The 19523-nt window shown below is 45.0% G+C and carries 21 protein-coding genes and 2 tRNA genes; 8 read left to right on the top strand and 15 right to left on the bottom strand.

Translation table 11 applies throughout. The features are described from left to right. The first annotated feature begins 13 nt into the window (after positions 1-13). Genes ACZ45G_RS21160 through ACZ45G_RS21150 form a run of 3 tightly spaced genes read left to right on the top strand, consistent with a single transcriptional unit; the run spans position 14 to position 2704 of the window. On the top strand, positions 14-907 hold the full coding sequence (locus ACZ45G_RS21160) for an ABC transporter permease (protein WP_464172489.1): 894 nt from the start codon (positions 14-16) through the stop codon (positions 905-907). Positions 908-911: 4 nt separating this feature from the next. Next, positions 912-1886: an ABC transporter ATP-binding protein gene (locus ACZ45G_RS21155; RefSeq protein ID WP_464172488.1), complete on the top strand. Its 975-nt coding sequence runs from the start codon at positions 912-914 to the stop codon at positions 1884-1886. Beyond that, positions 1883-2704, top strand: a complete 822-nt coding sequence (locus ACZ45G_RS21150) for an ABC transporter ATP-binding protein (RefSeq protein WP_464172487.1) — start codon at positions 1883-1885, stop codon at positions 2702-2704. The genes ACZ45G_RS21155 and ACZ45G_RS21150 overlap by 4 nt, the downstream gene beginning before the upstream one ends. Here ACZ45G_RS21150 and ACZ45G_RS21145 read toward each other — a convergent pair. The 7 genes from ACZ45G_RS21145 to ACZ45G_RS21115 all read right to left on the bottom strand — a co-directional run bounded on the left by ACZ45G_RS21145 (position 2691) and on the right by ACZ45G_RS21115 (position 10130). Then, positions 2691-4382, bottom strand: a complete 1692-nt coding sequence (locus tag ACZ45G_RS21145; RefSeq protein ID WP_464172486.1) for a hypothetical protein — start codon at positions 4380-4382, stop codon at positions 2691-2693. The two genes, ACZ45G_RS21150 and ACZ45G_RS21145, sit on opposite strands and share 14 nt — an antisense overlap. Positions 4383-4512: 130 nt before the next feature. Continuing rightward, positions 4513-5670, bottom strand: coding sequence for a sulfate reduction electron transfer complex DsrMKJOP subunit DsrP (dsrP, locus tag ACZ45G_RS21140; protein ID WP_464172485.1), 1158 nt, complete (start codon positions 5668-5670; stop codon positions 4513-4515). Positions 5671-5681: 11 nt separating this feature from the next. Further along, the gene (gene dsrO / locus ACZ45G_RS21135) at positions 5682-6506 is read right to left on the bottom strand and encodes a sulfate reduction electron transfer complex DsrMKJOP subunit DsrO (protein ID WP_464172484.1); all 825 of its coding nucleotides are present in this window, start codon (positions 6504-6506) and stop codon (positions 5682-5684) included. Next, positions 6503-6898 (bottom strand): sulfate reduction electron transfer complex DsrMKJOP subunit DsrJ, encoded by a 396-nt coding sequence (gene dsrJ, locus ACZ45G_RS21130; RefSeq protein WP_464172483.1) that lies wholly within the window; start codon positions 6896-6898, stop codon positions 6503-6505. Before dsrJ ends, dsrO begins: the two co-directional genes overlap by 4 nt. After that, entirely contained in the window at positions 6898-8550 is a 1653-nt protein-coding gene (gene dsrK / locus ACZ45G_RS21125) for a sulfate reduction electron transfer complex DsrMKJOP subunit DsrK (RefSeq protein ID WP_464172482.1), read from the bottom strand. Before dsrK ends, dsrJ begins: the two co-directional genes overlap by 1 nt. Positions 8551-8553: 3 nt before the next feature. Continuing rightward, positions 8554-9561, bottom strand: coding sequence for a sulfate reduction electron transfer complex DsrMKJOP subunit DsrM (gene dsrM / locus ACZ45G_RS21120; protein ID WP_464172481.1), 1008 nt, complete (start codon positions 9559-9561; stop codon positions 8554-8556). A 53-nt stretch (positions 9562-9614) separates the two neighbouring features. After that, positions 9615-10130 (bottom strand): RsbRD N-terminal domain-containing protein, encoded by a 516-nt coding sequence (locus ACZ45G_RS21115; RefSeq protein ID WP_464172480.1) that lies wholly within the window; start codon positions 10128-10130, stop codon positions 9615-9617. A 276-nt stretch (positions 10131-10406) separates the two neighbouring features. Here ACZ45G_RS21115 and ACZ45G_RS21110 point away from each other — a divergent pair, with 276 nt between their 5' ends. Next, on the top strand, positions 10407-11606 hold the full coding sequence (locus tag ACZ45G_RS21110; protein ID WP_464172479.1) for an adenylate/guanylate cyclase domain-containing protein: 1200 nt from the start codon (positions 10407-10409) through the stop codon (positions 11604-11606). Between the two features lie 635 nt (positions 11607-12241). On the opposite strand, the gene ACZ45G_RS21105 is transcribed toward ACZ45G_RS21110, so the two are convergent. From ACZ45G_RS21105 to ACZ45G_RS21070, 8 genes are all read right to left on the bottom strand, one after another. Next, positions 12242-12565 (bottom strand): hypothetical protein, encoded by a 324-nt coding sequence (locus ACZ45G_RS21105; RefSeq protein ID WP_464172478.1) that lies wholly within the window; start codon positions 12563-12565, stop codon positions 12242-12244. A gap of 287 nt (positions 12566-12852) precedes the next feature. Beyond that, on the bottom strand, positions 12853-13995 hold the full coding sequence (locus ACZ45G_RS21100; RefSeq protein WP_464172477.1) for a hypothetical protein: 1143 nt from the start codon (positions 13993-13995) through the stop codon (positions 12853-12855). Between the two features lie 298 nt (positions 13996-14293). After that, positions 14294-14656: a hypothetical protein gene (locus tag ACZ45G_RS21095; RefSeq protein WP_464172476.1), complete on the bottom strand. Its 363-nt coding sequence runs from the start codon at positions 14654-14656 to the stop codon at positions 14294-14296. An 8-nt stretch (positions 14657-14664) separates the two neighbouring features. Beyond that, entirely contained in the window at positions 14665-14841 is a 177-nt protein-coding gene (locus ACZ45G_RS21090; protein ID WP_464172475.1) for a hypothetical protein, read from the bottom strand. Between the two features lie 66 nt (positions 14842-14907). Beyond that, positions 14908-15600, bottom strand: a complete 693-nt coding sequence (locus ACZ45G_RS21085) for a hypothetical protein (protein WP_464172474.1) — start codon at positions 15598-15600, stop codon at positions 14908-14910. 25 nt (positions 15601-15625) lie between these two features. Then, positions 15626-15877 (bottom strand): DUF6538 domain-containing protein, encoded by a 252-nt coding sequence (locus tag ACZ45G_RS21080; RefSeq protein ID WP_464172473.1) that lies wholly within the window; start codon positions 15875-15877, stop codon positions 15626-15628. Between the two features lie 111 nt (positions 15878-15988). Further along, positions 15989-16081: transfer RNA gene (locus tag ACZ45G_RS21075), tRNA-Ser, on the bottom strand. Between the two features lie 8 nt (positions 16082-16089). Continuing rightward, positions 16090-16177: transfer RNA gene (locus tag ACZ45G_RS21070), tRNA-Ser, on the bottom strand. 137 nt (positions 16178-16314) lie between these two features. On the opposite strand from ACZ45G_RS21070, the gene ACZ45G_RS21065 reads away from it, so the two are divergent. Genes ACZ45G_RS21065 through gatC form a run of 4 tightly spaced genes read left to right on the top strand, consistent with a single transcriptional unit; the run spans position 16315 to position 19501 of the window. Then, the gene (locus tag ACZ45G_RS21065) at positions 16315-16764 is read left to right on the top strand and encodes a hypothetical protein (protein WP_464172472.1); all 450 of its coding nucleotides are present in this window, start codon (positions 16315-16317) and stop codon (positions 16762-16764) included. 7 nt (positions 16765-16771) lie between these two features. Next, positions 16772-18439 carry an arginine--tRNA ligase gene (argS, locus tag ACZ45G_RS21060; RefSeq protein WP_464172471.1) on the top strand — a complete coding sequence of 556 codons (1668 nt, stop codon included), beginning with the start codon at positions 16772-16774 and terminating at the stop codon, positions 18437-18439. Positions 18440-18442: 3 nt separating this feature from the next. Then, positions 18443-19201 (top strand): SPOR domain-containing protein, encoded by a 759-nt coding sequence (locus tag ACZ45G_RS21055; RefSeq protein ID WP_464172470.1) that lies wholly within the window; start codon positions 18443-18445, stop codon positions 19199-19201. A 15-nt stretch (positions 19202-19216) separates the two neighbouring features. Continuing rightward, positions 19217-19501 carry an Asp-tRNA(Asn)/Glu-tRNA(Gln) amidotransferase subunit GatC gene (gene gatC, locus ACZ45G_RS21050; RefSeq protein WP_464172469.1) on the top strand — a complete coding sequence of 95 codons (285 nt, stop codon included), beginning with the start codon at positions 19217-19219 and terminating at the stop codon, positions 19499-19501. Positions 19502-19523: the final 22 nt, after the last annotated feature.

Here is a 19523-nt window from a genome sequence, read left to right as displayed (position 1 = left end):
AAAAGGTGTGATTATGTTGAAAACCCATTATATTCGACGCTTTTTAAAAAGCTGGAAAATTTTTATTCAAAACCCCCTGGGGAAAACAGGTGTGATCATTTTATCTATTTTCATGCTCATGGCCCTGGCCAGTTTTATTGTGCCCCATATAAATCCCATGTATGATCCCATGACGGGTATTGACCCCGATATCAGGGTTTCCACGGGTCCCAGTCTGACCCATCTTCTGGGAACGGACAATGTGGGCCGGGATCTGTTTGCCCAGCTGCTGGAAGGGGCAAAGGTGGCCTTTATCGTGGGGTTGTCCAGTGCATTTTTTAGTATTGTCATTGGGACGGTGGTCGGGATGGTGTCGGGATATGCCGGGGGAATGCTGGATGCCTTTCTCATGCGAATGGCCGATATTATCATGGTGATGCCCTCCCTGGTTATTTTGCTGATCCTGGCCTCTTTATTCGGTCAGTTTAACATTTGGATTATTGTGTTTATCATTGCCATCATGCGGTGGCCCGCGGTTTCAAGGGTGATCAGATCCCAGACCCTTTCATTGAAACAGCGGCCCTTTATTGAAGCGTCCCAGGTCGCCGGGGCCTCCCATCTGCGGATTATTTTTCGTCATATCATGCCCAATGTGCTGCCCCTGGCTTTTCTTTATATGACATTTCGGGTCACCTCGGCCATCCTTGTGGAAGCCGCCCTTTCTTTTCTAGGGTTTGGGGATCCCTCCCAGGTCAGTTGGGGGATGATGCTCCAATGGGTTTGGAAATCGGGTCATATGTTCCAGGCACCCTATTGGCTGATTCCACCGGGATTGAGTATTTCCCTGCTGACACTGGCGTTTTATCTGCTGGGCCGTGCCATGGACGAAGTTCTGGACCCACGCCTAAGAAAGGAGGGGCAGTCCTAAACCAATGGCATTGCTATCCATAAAAAATTTGACCATCGGCTACCAGACAAAGACAGGAATAATCAAGGCGGTTGATGATATCTCCTTTGAGCTTGAACGGGGCAGACCCCTCGGATTTGTCGGCGAATCCGGTTGCGGGAAAACCACTCTGGGCATGACGCTCATGGGGCTTTTGCCAGACAATGCCCTGATCCTGGGCGGCAGCATTGGGTTTCAAAACAAGGATCTGACCCAATTAAATGAAGATCAATGGCGAAGGGTTCGGGGCAAGGAGATTGCCATGATTTTCCAGGCCGCTATGAATGCGCTTAATCCGGTCATGCGGGTGGATGAACAGGTCATTGAAGCCATTGTGACCCACCATCCCGAGATTTCGTCCAATGATCTGGAAAATAGGATAAACGAATTGTTCGACCTGGTTGAAATTCCCCGGGCCCGTATGAAGGATTTTCCCCATGAATACAGCGGGGGCATGAAGCAGCGGGTGATCATTGCCATGGCCCTGGCCTGCAAACCAAAACTCATCATTGCCGATGAACCTACCACCGCCCTTGATGTCATTGTCCAGGATCAGATATTAAAAGAGATAAAGATCATTCAACAGGCCATGGATACCGGTTTGATTTTTATTTCCCATGACATTGCCGTGGTGGCATCGGTTTGTGAGGATATCTGTGTGATGTATGGGGGACAGATTGTGGAAACAGGAACCAAGCAAGAGGTGTTTGCCTCCCCCTGTCATCCCTATACAAAAGCCCTGCTCGGATCCTATCTGAGCCTTGACAATCAATACTCAGTCATTATCCCGGATATGAGAGAAGCCCCTGATTTAACCCTTGAAAATGGGTCTTGCCGGTTTGCGGTTAATTGTACCCGCTGCTCCAGTATCTGCAAAATAGGGATTCCCCATTGGATGAATATTTCAAAAACCCATCGGGTCCTTTGCTGTGATGAAACCATTACCGGAAAAAGCCAATGAGTAAACTAAATCCGAAAAAGTCTCCCTTGATCGAAATGAAGGGGGTATCCAAAGAATACACTCCCAGGAAACAGTTTTTTTCCAAATCCCAGAACAAGGTGCTGGCCTTGAACAGTATTGACCTTTCCATTGAAAAGGGAGAAATATTCGGATTGGTCGGCCAGAGCGGCAGCGGCAAGACCACAACCGGCCGCCTTCTGGTCAGGCTGGAAGCGCCCACCTCGGGAAATATTTATTTGAACGGCAGTCCCATAAATCGCTTAAAAGGCGCTGCCCTGAAAGCCTACCGGTCAAAGGTGCAGATGATTTTTCAGGACCCCTACCAGTCATTGAACCCTCATTTGTCAATTTCAGATACGATTTTAGAACCCCTGGTGGTCCATGGCGTCGGCAATTCAGCTGCCCAAAGGGAGAAGGTGCTGCATACCCTGGAAATTGTAGGGTTAACGCCGGGCAATGATTTCTATGACCGGTATCCCCATCAGCTTTCCGGGGGCCAGCGTCAGCGGGTCGCCGTTGCAAGGGCCATTGTGCTGGATCCGGACTTTATCGTGGCAGATGAACCCACCTCCATGCTGGATGCCACCATTGCTATCCAATTGTTCAAACTGCTCACCGATATCCGGAAATCCTTTGATATGACTTTTTTGTTTATCACCCATAATCTGGCCGCTGCAAACTATTTGTGTGACAAGATTGCCGTGATCCATGAAGGACATATTGTGGAGGTGAATACGGCCGACAAGATTATCCAGCACCCGGAACACCCCTATACCAAACGTCTTATCCAGGTTCAGCCCGGATTTAACTTTGGCTGATGACCGGGACAAAACGGTCTGCCAGGGCATCATATTTTGATGGACAAGCGGTGGTGAAATCTGAAATAGATTTTTCATGGCGGCCAATGAGAAGGGCGGTTGCATAAAATCGAAACAGCTCCCAGGGGTTGGTTTGGGAGTAGAAAAATTGTGAAACAAGGGGGTGCTGTGCCGCCGGGGAACTATATTTTTTTTGCAGCAAGGTTATTTCCTCCCCAAGGAGAAATGCGATGATGCCAGTCTTTACGGGGTGTCGTTCCACAAAACAAGCAACGGCAGCCAGAAAAAATGAGAGGGCGCAGCGCTTTGACTCTGCTACCACTGACCTGTTGCAAAATTCCAGGTGGGCCGCAAGTTTTTTTCCATAGAGCTGTTTTTTGTCAGCATCCAGGGTTCCATATTCGTCGGGTAAAAATTCTTTTTTCAGATGCCGCATCACTGAAGGGATCATTTTTTTTCGTTGGCGCCTGGGCGTGTCTTCAAATATGGAAAAATACTCCCGAAGACTTCTCATACCAGGTGGCGTTAGGGCATCGGACCCATTATCAAGTAAAATATTTTCTACCTGGACATCCAAAAGTTTGGACAAAAAAAATGGTTTTTTTTCTTGTCCAATAACTTCAAGGGGTTTGAAATAATCCACCAGCAAGGCCTGTCTGCCAATCTTCTTTACGGGGAAGAAGGGTGTTTCCCGTGTGACAGACAGTTTTTTGTGGCCAAAGGGATGAAGACCACTTGTAAAGGTGGGGATGATGATGCAGGCCCCTTCAGGGGTTATCTCTGTTCCATATCCATCGGTGATGGAGGGTTTGACAGAGATAAAATCTTCGTCTAACCCCGCCGGGATGAGCAGCTCCTTTGAGGCATGCTGTTTGGGTATAATCTTGTTTATCTGGGCTTCCAGGGCGTGGATTCGTTTGCGGTTCCGATCGGTCTGGCTGACGGAAAGATTGATATTCATTTTTAACAGGGTTTTTAAAAGGGCTTCTTTCCCCCTTGGAATTTTGGTCAGCAAACTAAAAGCAGGAGGGGCGTCCAGACCTGATAAAATATCCCCTATATCATTGGAACCGTCTGCCCAGTCCAGGGGATCTGACGCTCCATACAATGCAAGGTTGGTGTTCCCGGAAGTTGTGAGTTTTTTCAGGATGGTTTTTGTGGCATCCTTGGAAAAATGGGACCGGATTTTGGGCAATGCCCATTCATTGCAACGTCTGCAATAATTGCTGCACCCCGAGGTCATCTGGAAGGTGATGGCATTGGTAAATAACAGTTTTTCCTGCCAGGGCAATAGATGGAGACTGGTTCTCCAGTTGTCATAGGCCACAACCCCCGGGTGGGCGGACTGTTCCCGTACATTCTTCCGGATTATAGATTGCAGTTTTTGGTAGGTGTCCAAAATTTTATTGGAACAATGGGCAAGGAGAAAGGGTTTAAATTGTTTGAACGCCACCTGAATCTGGCGCAGATATTTTTCATCTGTTTCACCGAGGCCGTCTGCTTTTTTTTCGGCGGTTTTTGATATTAATTCATAAATGATTTCTGCCCGGGAAGCATTGTGGGCATACACAGCCGCAAGGAAATCATTTTTTTTCTCTTCAAAAAAAGAATCGGGGCAGTCAGAAAAAATGGTTGTCTTTAGTGAAGTTGAAGGTGCTTTGGGCTTGTTTTGTTTCATGATTTCCAATGATCCTGTTATAAAACAGAGGTGCTCCTGAAAAAAAAACAGGGGAGCTTCTTTAAAAGAAAGCTCCCCTGTTTCATGCGCTATGGTTTTTGTAACTGCTATCCTGTTATTATTTAAAGGATTAGCCGCGAACCTCTTCTTTAACCGTGGTTGCAAGCTTGTACAAAATGGTCAGAACCAGAAAGCCCGTGGCATAGACGCCCAGGGTGATTATAACTTCCTTGCCCGTGGGACCGTACTCTGTTACATGGTGCAACGGGGAGGGGACAAATCCGCCGGATATCATACCCAGGCCCTTGTCAATCCATGCGCCAAAAACGATCATGGCACAGGTGACCGGCAACAGTGTTTTATTATTTCTCAATTTCGGGATAATCAGAAAAATGGCTCCGGTTCCCATGAGGGTCAGGCTGGTCCACATCCAGGGGACAAGTGCAGTGTACCCGTGATATCCGAACAACAGATACTGCATGTGTACCTTATGGCCGGGGATATTGGAATAGTAAACAACAAAGACTTCACATAAAAAGAAGAACAAATTGGTAATGATGGCCCAGCAGACGATCTTTGACAGGGTCTGCATGGCATCCCAGCCCGGATCAAACTTGGTGAATTTTCTGATAATATAGCAAAGGATTATCAAAAAGGCCGGTCCTGCTGCAAAAGCAGATGCCAGGAACCTGGGTGCCAGAACCGCGGTCAGCCAGAACCCACGTCCTGGAAGGCCACAATACAGATAGGCTGTTACCGTATGGATGCCGATGGCAAAGGGAATGGATAAGTAAATTAATGGTTTTGTCCATGCCGGTGGCTCAACCTGATTTCTTTCCGCTTCCAGCACCTTCCATCCAATGACAATGTTCAAAAAAAGATACCCGTTCAGAACCAGCATGTCATAGAAGAGCATTGACCTGGGGGATGGATATAACAATACGTTCAGCATCCGGATGGGCTGGCCTAAATCCACAACAATAAACAGAAGACACATGACCAGCGCGGCCACTGCCAAAAATTCACCCAGGATGGTGATTCTGTGAAATTTTTCATAGTCATGGAGATAAAAGGGAATGACCACCATGACACCCCCTGCGGCAACTCCGACAAGATAGGTAAAATTGGCAATATAAAAGCCCCAGGACACATCCCGGCTCATCCCGGTGATCATCAGCCCGTTGGTGAACTGGTCTATGTAAACCACTGCCCCTGCTCCCATTACAGCGAGCAGAAAGACTATCCATAACCAATAATGCTTACTTCCTTTAATAGCTATTTCAAGCATACTCGCTCCCCTTACATGACATAGTAAACAGAGGGCTCTGTACCCAGAGACTGTTTACGTCTGATTGTATAATTTTCATTTAAAAGTACCCGAACCTCGGATTCAGGATCCTCGAGATCGCCCACTATAATTGCACCTTCAGAGGCTTCTACGCAATGGGGTTGTTCCCCTTTGGCCAAGCGTTCCGCGCAAAGATTGCATTTTTCCACCACCCCTTTGGTACGGGTGGGAAAGGTTGAAACCGTCTCGTCAATAAACGGTCTTGGATCCCTGAAGTTAAAGCTTCTTGATCCATAAGGGCAGGCCGCCATACAAAACCTGCATCCGATACAACGGTGGTAGTCCATCAGGACAATACCGTCTTCTCTTTGGAATGTCGCCTGGGTCGGGCATGCTTTAACACAGGGGGCATTTTTGCAATGGTTACAGGTCGTTAGAAAGGGAAGATCATGAAATTTTTCCGCCAAAAATTCATCTTCCTTGTCAGGAAATGCATTGTGAAATGGCTCTTCCCATATCCACTTGACTTCCTGTTTGTGGTTGACAGGGCGGGTGTTTGGGAATTTTTTTGTGTCCACTTCATGGTTGAAATCAGGCACGTTGTGGGCTTTGTGACAAGCCGCGACAATATTTTTAACCACTTCATCGTTGAGCTTATTGGTATCGATTACCATGCCCCAGCGATGGGCGGTGAGTGCTTCTTTGTTTTTGCCTTTCACCACCTGCGCAGTCCCATGGGAATCAGATGCAGCAAAATTAATTGCCGGAGCAGCACCCAATCCGATGGCAGCAATACCTGCTACTTTAAGAAAGCTTCTTCTGCTCTTTTCCATCATTTAATCTCCTTGGGGTTTGTGTGACATTCCCAGCAATAGGGATCTACCGATGCATAGGTATGACAGCTGTCACAAAATTTTTCTTTGTCTTCATGGCATCCCAGACAGGAGTTTTCCCCTGTGGAAAGGCTCATATTATAGGTATGGCCATTTTCCGCCGTATACAGTCTGTCTGCATCCCTGACAACGGAATCTCTCCATTCGTCCAGCAAAGACATGTGGTTGGCTCTCATCTCATATTTGTCCAGCACACATTTTTTGGCTTCCTTGGCCTTGGCGGAAAGTAAGGGCTCGGGTGCTGCCTGGGTGGTGGTCACCATATTGAACCAAACCGGAGTCAGTACGGCTATGACAAATATCACAAGTCCTGCGATAATGTAATTTTTATTCATTATTCCTCCTCCTCCTCGAAACCCGGTAATGGTTCCATTCTCAGATCTTGGGTTCTATTGGTTTCACCTGGGAGAATCAAGGCATTTCCCACCAATTCATGGATCCCGTATACTTCTGCTTCCGGAACCCAGTATTCACACAGGGTGGAAAGGGCAGCCCTGTCAATGGCACAAATGGTGGCCAGCGTGTTAACACCGTATTTTTCATGGACATGTTTGAGGGCATTGGCACGGGGAAGCGCCCCTGCCATTCTCAATTCCATGTTTTCTCCGGCATTAAGGCCTGCTCCGGAACCGCAGCAAAAGGTCTGCTCACGGATGGTGTTGGGGGGCATTTCATAAAAACTATCACAGGTGTTTTCGATGATATAACGGGGTTCATCCAAAATACCCATGCCCCTGGCCGGGTTACAAGAATCATGGAAGGTCACGATGCGGTTGGCATTTCGAGATTTGTCCAGTTCCAGCTTACCGTGTTTGATTAAATCGGCTGTGAACTCGCAGATATGAACCATTTTGGTGGATCTGGCATTTTCAAAAACCGTTCCTGTGATGGGGTTTACCGGTACTTCCATGAAATCGGCAGGGCCGTTCATGGTATCCATGTACTGGTTAATAACCCGCCACATGTGGCCGCATTCTCCACCCAGTATCCACTTAACGCCCAGGCGTTTTGCCTCTAAATACATTTTGGCATTGAGGCGTTTCATGGTTTCGTGGGAAGTAAAGAACCCGAAGTTACCACCCTCCGAGGCATAGGTACTCCAGGTCACATCCAGGTTGTATTTATCTTTGAGATATTTGAACAGGATAAGATACCCCTGGCAGGTGTATGTCCCTGGATCGGCAAATACGTCGCCTGAAGGGGTTACAAAGAGGATATCCGCCCCTTTTTTCATATATGAAGGCTCACAATTGACGCCGGTGATTTCTTCAATATCTTCCACAAAGAAATCGAGCATGTCCTTGAAGGCATGGGGCTGAATGCCCAGGTGGTTACCTGTCTGATAGCAATTGGAAACAGGGGTGGCAATCCAGTCAATGTTCAGGCCGATGAGGTTAAAAAGCTCCCTTGCCATGATGGTGATTTCCGCTGTATCAATTCCATAGGGGCAGAAAACAGAACACCGGCGGCATTCGGTACATTGGAAAAAATAGTACCACATCTCCTTGAGTACGTCCAAGGTCAAGGGGCGACCGCCGCCAAGGCGAGCACCTCCTGGAATTTTGGCAAGAACTTTTCCAACAGTGGTAAAATCATTCCTATAAACGCTTCTTAAAAGCTCTGCTCTCAGGACCGGCATGTTTTTGGGATCGCCTGTGCCCAGAAAGAAATGACATTTGTCGGCACAGGCCCCGCAACGGACGCAAACATCCATGAATATTTTAAAGGTCCGAAAACGTTCCAGTCTTACCTTCATACCCTCATGGATAATCTGCTGCCAGTTTTCCGGCAGTTTCCAGTCTGCATCCAGGGGATTCCAGGATCTGGCATTGGGCAGTCCCAATGTTTCAACACTTTCAGCTTTTGCCGCATAACAATACATCCCGGGTCTGATCTGGACAGATTTGGTGGTGTCCATCCAATTGCCTGATCCCGGTCTATAATCTATCTTATCTAATGCTTCATCCGGTGTAAGTTCGTCAGACATTTATTACTCCTTCTTATCCACCGGCAGTCCGGCTTCAATCATTTTTTCTCTGAAGTGATCTTCATACTGTTCATAGGTATGGACTTCCACATCATAATTCCAGGGATTTATGTGTCTTATGGCCCGGGAATTGTTGGCCATGTTTCGCGTGGAGCTTAAAAATACGCCGCCTGCGTGCATGAGCTTGCTTGCCGGGAAATATGCGAAAAGAACGCTTACCATAAAGACATGACCATAAAAAAGACCGCCCACCCCTTCAGGGATGACCGGTGCAAAGGTTGCAAGGCCCATGGTAAGAGTTTTGATGCCGATGATATCCACCTTGGTGAAATATCTCATGGCAATACCCGTAGCGGCAATGCCGATGATCAGGAACAAGGGGAAATAATCTGCTGCCTGTGAAATATAGGCAACCTTGGCATCAAAAATTCTTCTGCTCAGCAAAAACAAGGTGGCTGCCAGCAGGACCACACCGGACAAAAATAATCCAGGCAGGCCTATTTGAACAATACCGTCAACGTATTCGAGCCAGGTGAGACACGAGGGAACCGGGGAGGTAAAAAACCTGAAATGCCTTAGCACAACGACCAGAAAAGAATAATGGAAGGCAAGGGCTCCCAGCCATAAAAAAATTTCCCATGAATAGGACAGCCGGTTGGATACATTCCGGTTAAATGCTGCCTTTGTGTTACGAAATAGGGACCTGAAAAGAAAAATTTCAAGTACCATCCTCACAAAAACGCCGGAGGCTGTATCAGGGTTGTCAATGCAGTTCTGTTTTATCCAGGGTAAGGATTTCTGCTGGCCGCAGGTTGTGGGAATCCTGAACGGAACTGCAGATGCTGCCCATCCCATGACCTTGACAATAAAGCCAATCAGAAAGGTAAGAACTGCAAGGTAGGGAAATACTATCCCAAAGAACCACTGCAGTCCTGCTCCCTCAACCCCAGTGTAGGCCACTAGGAAGAGCAGAAAAACAGCTGTAAGGGGGATCAAGTACTTTTGATTCATCTTATAACCACCTCGTTATTTTTGTATGACAAACCTAAATTTTGTCATACATGTTAAGATTTTTTAGAGCCAAGGAGGTCTTCTTCCGTGAGCTCTGCTACTAAACCTGCCCTTTCAAATGCCCTGTGAATGCGTCTTTTGCTTTCAGTTGACTTTAAAAGGAATATTTCTTCTTTACATTTCATGAACTTATCAAATCCTGCCAGGGCAATGTGATCCACCATGTGGTCAAATTGTCTCAGCTGGGACTGGTCCAGGAAATTTTCACCTATTTTTTTGAGGGCAAATATAAAACTGACCGCATCCGAGGCATCAAATGCCTGGACTGCCCTGATCCGAATAACGGGATCCAATGCTTTTTCAAGGGTTTTTTCCGTATAGGTTTGACAAATCAAATCCAGAACATCCTCAAGGCTTTCCCGGGTGACTGCCCCCACGGGGTTGTCAAATCGGTTGGAATCTTTTCCCAGAATTCTGGCGCTGTCTTTTGGGTAGGTATTAATGGTGGCCGTGAACCATTCTTTTAAGAAAAGGTTCTTATTCTTTTTGATCGTCTGTTTTATATCCATTTTTCTCAACTTTTATATATTAAGCAATCTATATCCATAATTGTTAGAAGGATATAAACTTCCTTAAATTTTATGTCAAGGGTAAAAGCGGTTTAAACTGCAATCACAAACCGATTCCAAACCATGGGTGTCGGCCCTGTCCTGGCAGTGTTCCATGTTTTTAGACCTGCCATTATTCGGGTATCCACAAAATTGGTAAATTATGGTATCCTTTCTATCAAATGGGTAAATATAATATATTTAGACTTGGGCGATTAATCTTAAGGGACAGGTGTTATGATGGATCGATATTATAAGGAGCGGTTTCAGGCTCAGCAGCGCCTGATCAGAAAGATTGCCCCCCTCATGGAGGTCAATGAAATTATTGAAACGGTCAGGGATGAGCTTCGGGCTTTGATCCCTACTGCCATGGAAGTTTGTATCCTTTTGCTGGATCCCGAAGCCAAGAAGTATACAAGTCCCCTGCAATGTGCTCTTTATGAAAGGCCTGTGGACTGTCAGTCCTGTAAGCGGGACAGACCTGCGGTTAAAAAAGCCATTAAAAATAAAAAAGCCGTGGTGGTTTCCCAGAGTGAACCGGTCAGAAGGCTTGATAACTCACTTGTGTCCGTGGGTCCGGAATATGCCATGCCCGTATTCGTGGATGGAAGGGTCCTTGCCGCCATCAGTGTGGTGATTCAACCCCTGACCCGCTATACCCGAAGAGATTTTTTTCTGATCAGAGATTTTGCCGACATCCTGGGGACCATCATTTTGAATGCCAAACGCCAATGGGAGATGACCCAGGAGAAAATTTCCATCAGCCGGATGCTGACCAACCTGTCTCCCTTTGTCCCCGAATCGGTGCGGCAGATGGTCCATAAAAATCCCGACCTTTTAACCCGGGCGAAGGAACGAAAAGATATCAGCGTTCTATTTTTGGATCTGGAGGGCTATACCCGGCTGTCCACAAGTCGCCCCGAGGTTGAAGTCAATGGGATTATTGAACGAATGTTTTCAAGTTTTGTGGATCCCATTCACCGTTCCCACGGGGACATCAATGAAACAGCCGGTGATGCCCTTATGATTATTTTTAAAAACCATGATGCCAGAACCAATGCCATTAATTCGGTGAAGGCTGCCTTTGAGATTGCGGATCGGAATAGAACCATTAACCAGTCTCTTTCAAAGGAGATGGATTCAACCATGGGTCCAATTGATGTGAATATTGGCATTAATTCCGGTTCTGCCCTTGTGGGGATGACCCGGTTTACAGGGGTCTTGGATACCCGCATGACCTATACGGCCAGCGGAACAGTTACCAATATAGCCTCCCGTCTTTCTGATTATGCCAAGGGAGGGGATATCCTCATCGGGGAAAATACCCATGGATTGATCCAGGGACTATGGCCAGCATACGGTCTGGGGCCTGTGATCCTGAAAGGACTGGACGCGCCGTTACAGGTTTTCTCTTTGCTCAGGTCGCCTGGCAATTGATTTGATAAATTTTTTTGCCGCCATATCAATACGGGTAAGTTTAAACTTCGGCAAAGTGATATTAATTCGGCAAATTTTTGTTGAGAGCAAAGAAAAAGGGTTAAAAACCGAAGTCTTTAACCCTTGTATTCTTTGGTAATGGCGGAGAAACAGGGATTCACGTCTATTAAATTTTTTTCCCGCCTAACTATCCGTAATTACTTTAAATTTTCAGACCTGCCCAAAAGTCGTTCGCTTCGGAGTGTGTAAGTCCGGTGTGTAAGTATCCAATTGGATACTTACCACATACCTTTCCCAATATACTGATCCCGTTTACATCTCTGAATTGATTTACGATGATTCAGACTCCCAGGTTCCAGCCTTTGACTATTGGAGCTGATTTTTTTTGAAATTGAATTGTGGAATTACTGGTGAATTATGCCCAAAATCATCAGTAATTTGATAATTTTCGATCTTTTTCAATAAAATCCAGACTATTTCCATCCCCCCTCTTAATGCCTATGTTTTATTTCAGGAATGTTTTAACTCAACCAGGCACTGGCACAACATGTTGTGCCAGTGCCTGGTTGAGTGCATATTTCAACTCTTTAATAATTTTTTCATACTTTTCTGGACTAAAAGCATCTTCCTATCTGTTAGGTCAATTGTTCAACGATGCCGGTTTCATCTGTTTCCAGGTAGTATACGCTTAAACCAATCCCCTCTAATATTAACGTTTTTGCCGTATCCATGCTTCTCAATACGTCAGCGGCGGTGTTAAAAAGGCTTCTGAAATTCTGGGTGCTTATTTCTTTTGGCATCAATATGGCATTGGCTTCTAAATTTGATCGGGAAATCCTTTTTATCTGAATCGGATGGTTGGCGATGTACGATTCAATGCCATGATAACTGCTTGCCATTGATGGTGCTGTTGTGGGGTTATCTTTTGAAATTATTTTATTTGCAGTTTGATCTATCACGTCAACAGTCACCATTTTATGAGGATGTTTGATCTTTTACCCAACAGGATCCAATCCTTATATAAATAATGAGGCAGAAAAACAATATAAATAGCGCGCGAGCGGAAAATTTAAAATGTGGCATTGCCAGGAGATTTCGGCATATTTTTTTTGCCTTGTATCGGGTGATACGGGTCTGTAATACACTCAGGTGCTTTTTTCGGTACCCTTTCCGAAGTGATGCTTATCGGTATTTTCCGTAATTGTTGAGTAGACCAAAAATAAGGACGAAATAAATATTTAACCTTTTATTGAGGCTTTAGGGAAATTAAAACTGCGACATCATCACCCTTTGGCGTTATGTCTTGGTCAAAATTACTATCCCTTTTCCGATTAGATCCAAACGAATAAAAAATCACAACTTTTTTTTCTCTATTGTAATAAATCCAGTAAGGGCTGTTCCATGTATCTAAATAATATTTTTTAGAACCGGTTGAATTTTTTTCATTCCCCAAAAATCGTGATTTTTCAAGAAACCGAAAATAGTTCTGCTCAATCGCTGTATAGACGCGTTTGTGAACCTTTCTCTTCTTAAAAATTTTTTGTTTTTTAGTCAGTGGATCAAGAAAATCATCTTGAATTAACGCCAATTCATTTTGTATAGTAGCCTCAGTATCCACAAGAAATTTGTTACTTAATGACTTTAATAGCGGCGCGGTAATTACCCCGAGCAACGCAATAAAAAAAATCATAATAGACAGCTGATATGTTTGGAAAAAGGGGTGTTTTTTAATTGTGTTTAAGCAATATGTATCAAAAATATGTATCAAAAATATAAACCCTAAAAACATTTCACAGGCTTCGCCTGTGAACTTGATAGGATAAATCTGTTCCATGATAATAACCATTACAAAAAATGGCATCATGTAAAAAGCCGGAAAATGTCTGCTTAAATTTTTAGCTGAAACAAAATACCGAGTGAAGACAGGAAAAAAAATACCATATGAAAAAGAAATTAACATTACCAGATGTTTACTTTCAACAGATATTCCCCAAATTCCATTTCCCTTAAAAAGATTGTGGATATTTAACTCTTGCTGATAATTTTTCTCTAAGAAAAAATCAGGCGGTTTAAATGCAAATATACGTTGTCCCCAAGAAATTTCCTCCCCTGCGACAACAAGGCAAAACATGGCAATTATTAGCGGAATTAAAAAATCGGGTGAAACCCAACCATAGGTTTTTTCTCGAATGGCAAAGTATAGATGGATTAGAATAATGATACCAGAGAAACTAAACAAATAAAAAGTGAGCCATTCTGCGATATAGTCTTCCTGCATTAGGGCATAAAATATTTTTGGGAAATAAGTACCAAAAAAAAAGATCAAAGCAGAAATAAAAATAAGTAAATAGACTCGAGATTGCGTTCTGGATTCTGTGTTTACGGTCATATTCTCCTGCGTATGTTAAACCCTATTGTATAGCTTTATTAAAAAAAAACATAGTCAGTATCATGCACAATTATTCCCATGCTATAACGTATGAAGTCGTTAATGCAGATCATTATTTAATAGAAGTTTAACGTATAATATCATTGTAATCGCATTCTATTTATGTGTGTGGGGATTTTATAGTTCTGTATCAATTCCTGTCAAGACAAATTTTAGGATCTTCAAGCAAAGTTCTTGCATTATAACTCTTCAATACAATGCATTAAAGGCAAAGATAAAAAAAGGTAAGATAGGGCTTTTAAACGCCTATTTTTTTCTGAAGGGCATATGCCTGCATTACATCATCCGCAATCCGGATTCCTTTTACCGCCATGCTTCCGGCTTCGGGGTGATGCTCAATATAAACGACAATATAGCTAAAATCATCAGGAACAACAATGCCGCTATCCGCATGATAATCATGCCAGGTGCCTGATTCCCGATAAATTTCAACGTTTTTTCTACCATACAGTCCTTTGACGAATTTATGCTTGATGGCGGGTTTGCCAAATATTTTGGCGAACAAAGGCCCGTGTTTAGAATCAATAATAGAGCCGGTAATTGCACCATAATAAAAACGAGCTGCCTGCATGGCTGTTGCACCGTGGGAAATGTTATGCAATGGATCTCCTATCCTGACGGACCCTTTGCCATATTCTTTTCCCACCCATAAGCCACCGCCACATTCCGGGTCATATAGTTTCCCATGAAGTCACAGGTTGCGGTCAGGATGGTCTTTATCTGATCATTATTGAGGCTTTGAACCTCTATGTTATCATCTGGTAGACTCATTCGGGATTTGGGCATAGGCGAATCCTTGAGATAGATTTTGTCTACGGCATAGTCCATAAGCTGGCCGATAAAGGTTAAGTTTCAGACCAAGGTGCTTTTCCCTATTGTGGGTAACCCGGTTGCTGGTAGGTCTTCAACCCTTATTTGGGGATGTCGGTTTGTCCAGTAAGCAGGGCTTTTTAGTAAAGTTTCCCGATAGTCTACCATGATAGCTCTGGTGATCGTCCCTACGTGTATATCCCCCAGAATTTTAAGGACTACCTTTGTGGTTGTCTGGTATGCTTTATGAGTAGCTATGTCCCAATTGGGTTTTGTCTCAGGGAATTTTTCCATGAATTCACTGAGGAGTGGCCCATGATCGACAGGCTTAGGTGTGGTGTTTGCTGGAGTGGGGGAGGGTGCAAGTATCCCTGTTTGAATTGATGGTGCAGGGATGTGATCATTTAGCACCTCCTCAAGATCGTCTTTAAATTCCCCATGGAGATTCTTTTCATAACGATCAAGCCCTTTGATTTCTGCCCGCATGAGACCATGACATAGTCTTGAATATTCAGGAGTGCTTTTGTCAATATCATCAGGTGCAAGACCCTGTTTGATTAATAGCGCGTCAACTGTCTTTTCAATTTCCGAATAATCTCCTGCAATAAGTTTGTGCCTGAGTTCTTTCCTGGTATAGTACATCCACTGGTATTCAGCAGCACCCTCTGACTCCGGAGGAAGTTCCCTGTCATATGCACCATAAGGCACCGGGGTGTCATACTGCTCAAACAACATTTCCTTGTGGCCTTTGATTAATTTGTCAATCTGTTCGCTTTGTAAGCTTCATGTGGTCCAAATAGGCTCCCTGCATGTCTCTAAATAATAGTTGAAATTGTCCAGCCAAGTATCTGGCTTTATTTTTAGCAGCAGATAAATTACCTGTTTCAAGGGAATATCTCAACTCTTTTTTGGATACGGCTGCCTGTAGATCCTTTGGGATTTTCATCCTGAAGCAATAGGAGTAGGGATTTCTGACCAAATACGAAGGGGAGCTGCCTGTCTTGATTTTCATCCTCCATCTTCACAAGTGTGTAAGTGAAGTGTGTAAGTGGGGATGGATTGAAAATATCAGGCTCTTAAAACAACAAAAGCCACTGTGATTACAGTAGCTTTGATGTTATAATGGCGGAGAAACAGGGATTCGAACCCTGGATGGAGTATAACCCCCATACCCGCTTAGCAGGCGAGCGCCTTCAGCCAACTCGGCCATTTCTCCGTATTGTTTGGCGGAGGAGGTAGGATTCGAACCCACGGACCCGTTAAGGTCAACGGTTTTCAAGACCGCCACTTTCGGCCACTCAGTCACTCCTCCTCAATTGAACCAGGATTTTATATCACCTTGCCGGGAACAGGTCAATACTTAACTTATGTTTTTAAATGATTGACAGGGGGAATAGTTGAGCTATATTAAGAAGTTTTAGGTTAACGATATATATTAGGAGAGTGTAAATGAAACAGAAAATCAAGTTTGAAAAGAATATTAAAGAGGGAATTCTCACCATTATAGAGTTCAGTGAAGTTGATCCGGGTGTTGTGATGCTGCTCCATGAAGAGGAATACAGCCTGGAAGAATTGATCCAGGCATCCAAAGAAGGGGTGGACTCATTTTTGGGGCTGCTTCGAAGACGGAGCTTTTTCCCTGCCAGAGATATGGCGGTAAAACTTTTTGATGGCAGTGTTGATTTCTTTAAAGATGCGGGTGCTGAAAAGCTTGTTATTGAATATAATGATATTGAAGCCTTTCCCGGTGAAGAAGCATTTGTTCTGGATGATGATGTTGAGCTGGATGCGTTGCTGGAAGAAGATGGTGATTCAAAAGAAGATGAGATGAAAGAAATTGATTCTGAAGACGATACCCCGCAATTTAAGCCAGAAGATACCTCTGAACACGAGAATTAAAATAAATATGAAAACAAAAATTAAACAGATTGTCCTGGAGGCTGCCCAACGAGCGTTTGAAAAGGGGGAACTGTCCTCTGATCAGATTCCTGATATGGAGATAGAAGCCCCGAAACACAACGCCCAGGGAGATTTTTCAAGCAATTTTGCCATGGTGTCGGCGGGGCTCCAGCGAATGGCGCCGCAAAAGATTGCCCAAATCATCGTTTCAAACATGGAATCCCTGGAGTGTATTGAAAAGATTGAAGTGGCAGGCCCGGGTTTTATTAATTTTTTTCTTGCCAATGCCGCATGGCATCCGGTGGTGGACCAGATTCTGGAGCAAGACAAACGCTTTGGTGCATCAAAGATGGGAAAAGGGCAAAAGGTCCAGGTGGAGTTTGTCAGTGCCAACCCCACGGGCCCGCTCCATGTTGGACATGGCAGGGGGGCAGCTGTCGGGGATTCTGTGGGAAATATCCTCGCCTTTGCCGGGTTCGATGTTCAAAAGGAGTACTATATCAATGATTCCGGTCGGCAGATTCGAACCCTTGGCACCTCTGTATGGCTCAGGCTTTTGGAGAGGGGCGGCCAAGAGATTGAATTCCCCGATGATTGCTACAAGGGGGAGTATATAAAGGATCTTGCCCAAAGGGTTCTGGACAAAGAGGGCAAGGCTTTTTTGGATCAGGCGGAGGATATCGCCATTCCCCTGTGCGCAAAATTTGCAGCCAATGAAATATTGTTGGGCATAAAATCGGATCTAGCTGATTTTGGTGTTTGCTTTGATCAGTGGTTCAGTGAACAAAGTCTCTTTGATTCAGGTCGGGTGCAAGGGGCCATTGAGGCCTACCGGGCAGAAGGGTTGATCTATGAAGAGGAGGGGGCGCTTTGGTTTCGCACCGAGGATTTCGGGGATGAAAAAAACAGGGTGGTTGTCAGGAACAATGGTCTGACCACCTATTTTGCCTCTGATATTGCCTATCATAAAGAAAAATATGAGCGAGGCTTTGATCGGGTGATTGATGTGTGGGGGGCAGACCACCATGGCTATATAAAGCGCATTGATGCTTCTGTGGTGGCTTCGGGCCGAAAAAGTGAACAATTTGAGGTGATCCTTGTTCAGTTGGTCAACCTGTTGCGGGGGGGCAAGCCGGTTCAGATGTCCACACGATCCGGGGAGTTTGTTACCCTGAAAAATATTGTGGATGAAGTGGGAAAAGATGCGGCGCGGTTCATGTTTTTGAGCCGCAGTTATGATTCAGGTCTGGAGTTTGATCTTGAATTGGCCAAACAAAAAAATTCCGATAACCCGGTCTATTATGTGCAATATGTCCATGCCAGGATCACGGGGATTCTTTTAAAGGCAAAAGAAGAGGGGCTGATCAAGGAGATTGAGTTTCAACAAGGAGAACATCTTGGATTGCTGACCACCCAAGAAGAGATCAACCTGATTAAAATTCTGGCAGGATTTAGCGAGCAGGTTGAAAAAAGTGCCGACACCCTTCATCCCCATGTGATTTTTACCTATTTGATGTCCCTGGCATCGGCATTCCATGGATATTACAATAAACACAAGGTGATAACAGAAGATAAAAATCTTTCCGGGGCAAGGCTCTCTCTGGTTCTGTCGGTCAAAAAAGTCATCCGAAACGGGTTAAGTCTTTTGGGTGTTTCGGCTCCGGAAAGAATGTAGCAGATGTCGGTTTTTAAGGGGGCGTCTTTAAGGGGGATTTTAAGGTATTTTGTCTATGTATTTGTCGGGGGATGGATGTTCTTTCTGGGCATTCTGGTCGGCAGGGGAAACGCTCCTGTGACATTTGATACAAAAAGTTTTCACACCCGCCTGGAAACCATTGTTCAGTCCTATGAAAAGACAGCGCCTGAAAAAAAATTGGATCTTCAGTTCTATGATGCCCTTAATAAACCTGCCCGCCAGGAAGTGATGGGGAAAAAAAACACTCCCAATGAGATTGTTCCCAAGAAGGAAACCGGGCGTTTGGTGATCCAGGTGCCGATAGTTGAAAGGGTTCCTGTAAAAACCAGTCGGAAAGCCGCCACTCTGAACAAGGCAGCTTTCGACAAGCCCCTGTTTGAAGGCAAGGTGCCTGCCAAGCCCCTGGCCAAGGATAAGCCCCCGGCCAAGGACAAGGCATCCCTTGGCAAAATCTTGGTCCAAAAAGAAAAACAGAAGCCAGCAACGGATGCAGGGGCGTTGGCAGCACAGGGCAGGTACACCATTCAGGTGGCGGCCTATAAATCATTTTCAGATGCGGTCACCCAGATGGCGCTTCTGGAAAAAAAAGGATTTGCCTCCTACCGAACCCTGGGAAAAAAACAAGGGGTTACCTGGTACCGGGTAAGGGTGGGGTTCTTTGCCACCCGAAAGGCGGCAAGTTTGTATGCCCAAAAATTAAAACACGCCAAAATTGAGGCAATGATTATAAAGAAGGAATAAGGATGAAGATATCAGATGAAAATATCAACGGATGAAATTGAAAAGATGGCCCACCTTGCAAGGCTTAAGATTGATGATCCGCTAAAAGAAGCGCTGTCCGGTCAGCTCAGTCATATTCTCGATTATATAGATACGCTCAAGGATGTAAATGTGGAAGGGGTGATCCCTGCCTCGGGTGCTGCGTTTTTAAACAATGTATTAAGGGAAGATGTCCTTGGGGACTCCCCTGGACCCGAGGTAACCCTTGCCAATGCCCCGGAGCGGGACCAAGATTTTTACACGGTGCCCCGGGTTGTATAATAAGGTTAGCATTTATCTCCCC

This window comes from Desulfoconvexum algidum, assembly GCF_055382125.1.
This window is presented reverse-complemented; position numbering and strand designations above follow the sequence as displayed.

Coding starts and splice junctions, on each gene's coding strand:
- ACZ45G_RS21160 (WP_464172489.1), top strand. CDS start 14: ATGTTGAAAACCCATTATATTCGACGCTTTTTAAAAAGCTGGAAAATT.
- ACZ45G_RS21155 (WP_464172488.1), top strand. CDS start 912: ATGGCATTGCTATCCATAAAAAATTTGACCATCGGCTACCAGACAAAG.
- ACZ45G_RS21150 (WP_464172487.1), top strand. CDS start 1,883: ATGAGTAAACTAAATCCGAAAAAGTCTCCCTTGATCGAAATGAAGGGG.
- ACZ45G_RS21145 (WP_464172486.1), bottom strand. CDS start 4,382: ATGAAACAAAACAAGCCCAAAGCACCTTCAACTTCACTAAAGACAACC.
- dsrP (WP_464172485.1), bottom strand. CDS start 5,670: ATGCTTGAAATAGCTATTAAAGGAAGTAAGCATTATTGGTTATGGATA.
- dsrO (WP_464172484.1), bottom strand. CDS start 6,506: ATGATGGAAAAGAGCAGAAGAAGCTTTCTTAAAGTAGCAGGTATTGCT.
- dsrJ (WP_464172483.1), bottom strand. CDS start 6,898: ATGAATAAAAATTACATTATCGCAGGACTTGTGATATTTGTCATAGCC.
- dsrK (WP_464172482.1), bottom strand. CDS start 8,550: ATGTCTGACGAACTTACACCGGATGAAGCATTAGATAAGATAGATTAT.
- dsrM (WP_464172481.1), bottom strand. CDS start 9,561: ATGAATCAAAAGTACTTGATCCCCCTTACAGCTGTTTTTCTGCTCTTC.
- ACZ45G_RS21115 (WP_464172480.1), bottom strand. CDS start 10,130: ATGGATATAAAACAGACGATCAAAAAGAATAAGAACCTTTTCTTAAAA.
- ACZ45G_RS21110 (WP_464172479.1), top strand. CDS start 10,407: ATGATGGATCGATATTATAAGGAGCGGTTTCAGGCTCAGCAGCGCCTG.
- ACZ45G_RS21100 (WP_464172477.1), bottom strand. CDS start 13,995: ATGACCGTAAACACAGAATCCAGAACGCAATCTCGAGTCTATTTACTT.
- ACZ45G_RS21090 (WP_464172475.1), bottom strand. CDS start 14,841: ATGCCCAAATCCCGAATGAGTCTACCAGATGATAACATAGAGGTTCAA.
- ACZ45G_RS21085 (WP_464172474.1), bottom strand. CDS start 15,600: ATGTTGTTTGAGCAGTATGACACCCCGGTGCCTTATGGTGCATATGAC.
- ACZ45G_RS21080 (WP_464172473.1), bottom strand. CDS start 15,877: ATGAAAATCAAGACAGGCAGCTCCCCTTCGTATTTGGTCAGAAATCCC.
- ACZ45G_RS21065 (WP_464172472.1), top strand. CDS start 16,315: ATGAAACAGAAAATCAAGTTTGAAAAGAATATTAAAGAGGGAATTCTC.
- argS (WP_464172471.1), top strand. CDS start 16,772: ATGAAAACAAAAATTAAACAGATTGTCCTGGAGGCTGCCCAACGAGCG.
- ACZ45G_RS21055 (WP_464172470.1), top strand. CDS start 18,443: ATGTCGGTTTTTAAGGGGGCGTCTTTAAGGGGGATTTTAAGGTATTTT.
- gatC (WP_464172469.1), top strand. CDS start 19,217: ATGAAAATATCAACGGATGAAATTGAAAAGATGGCCCACCTTGCAAGG.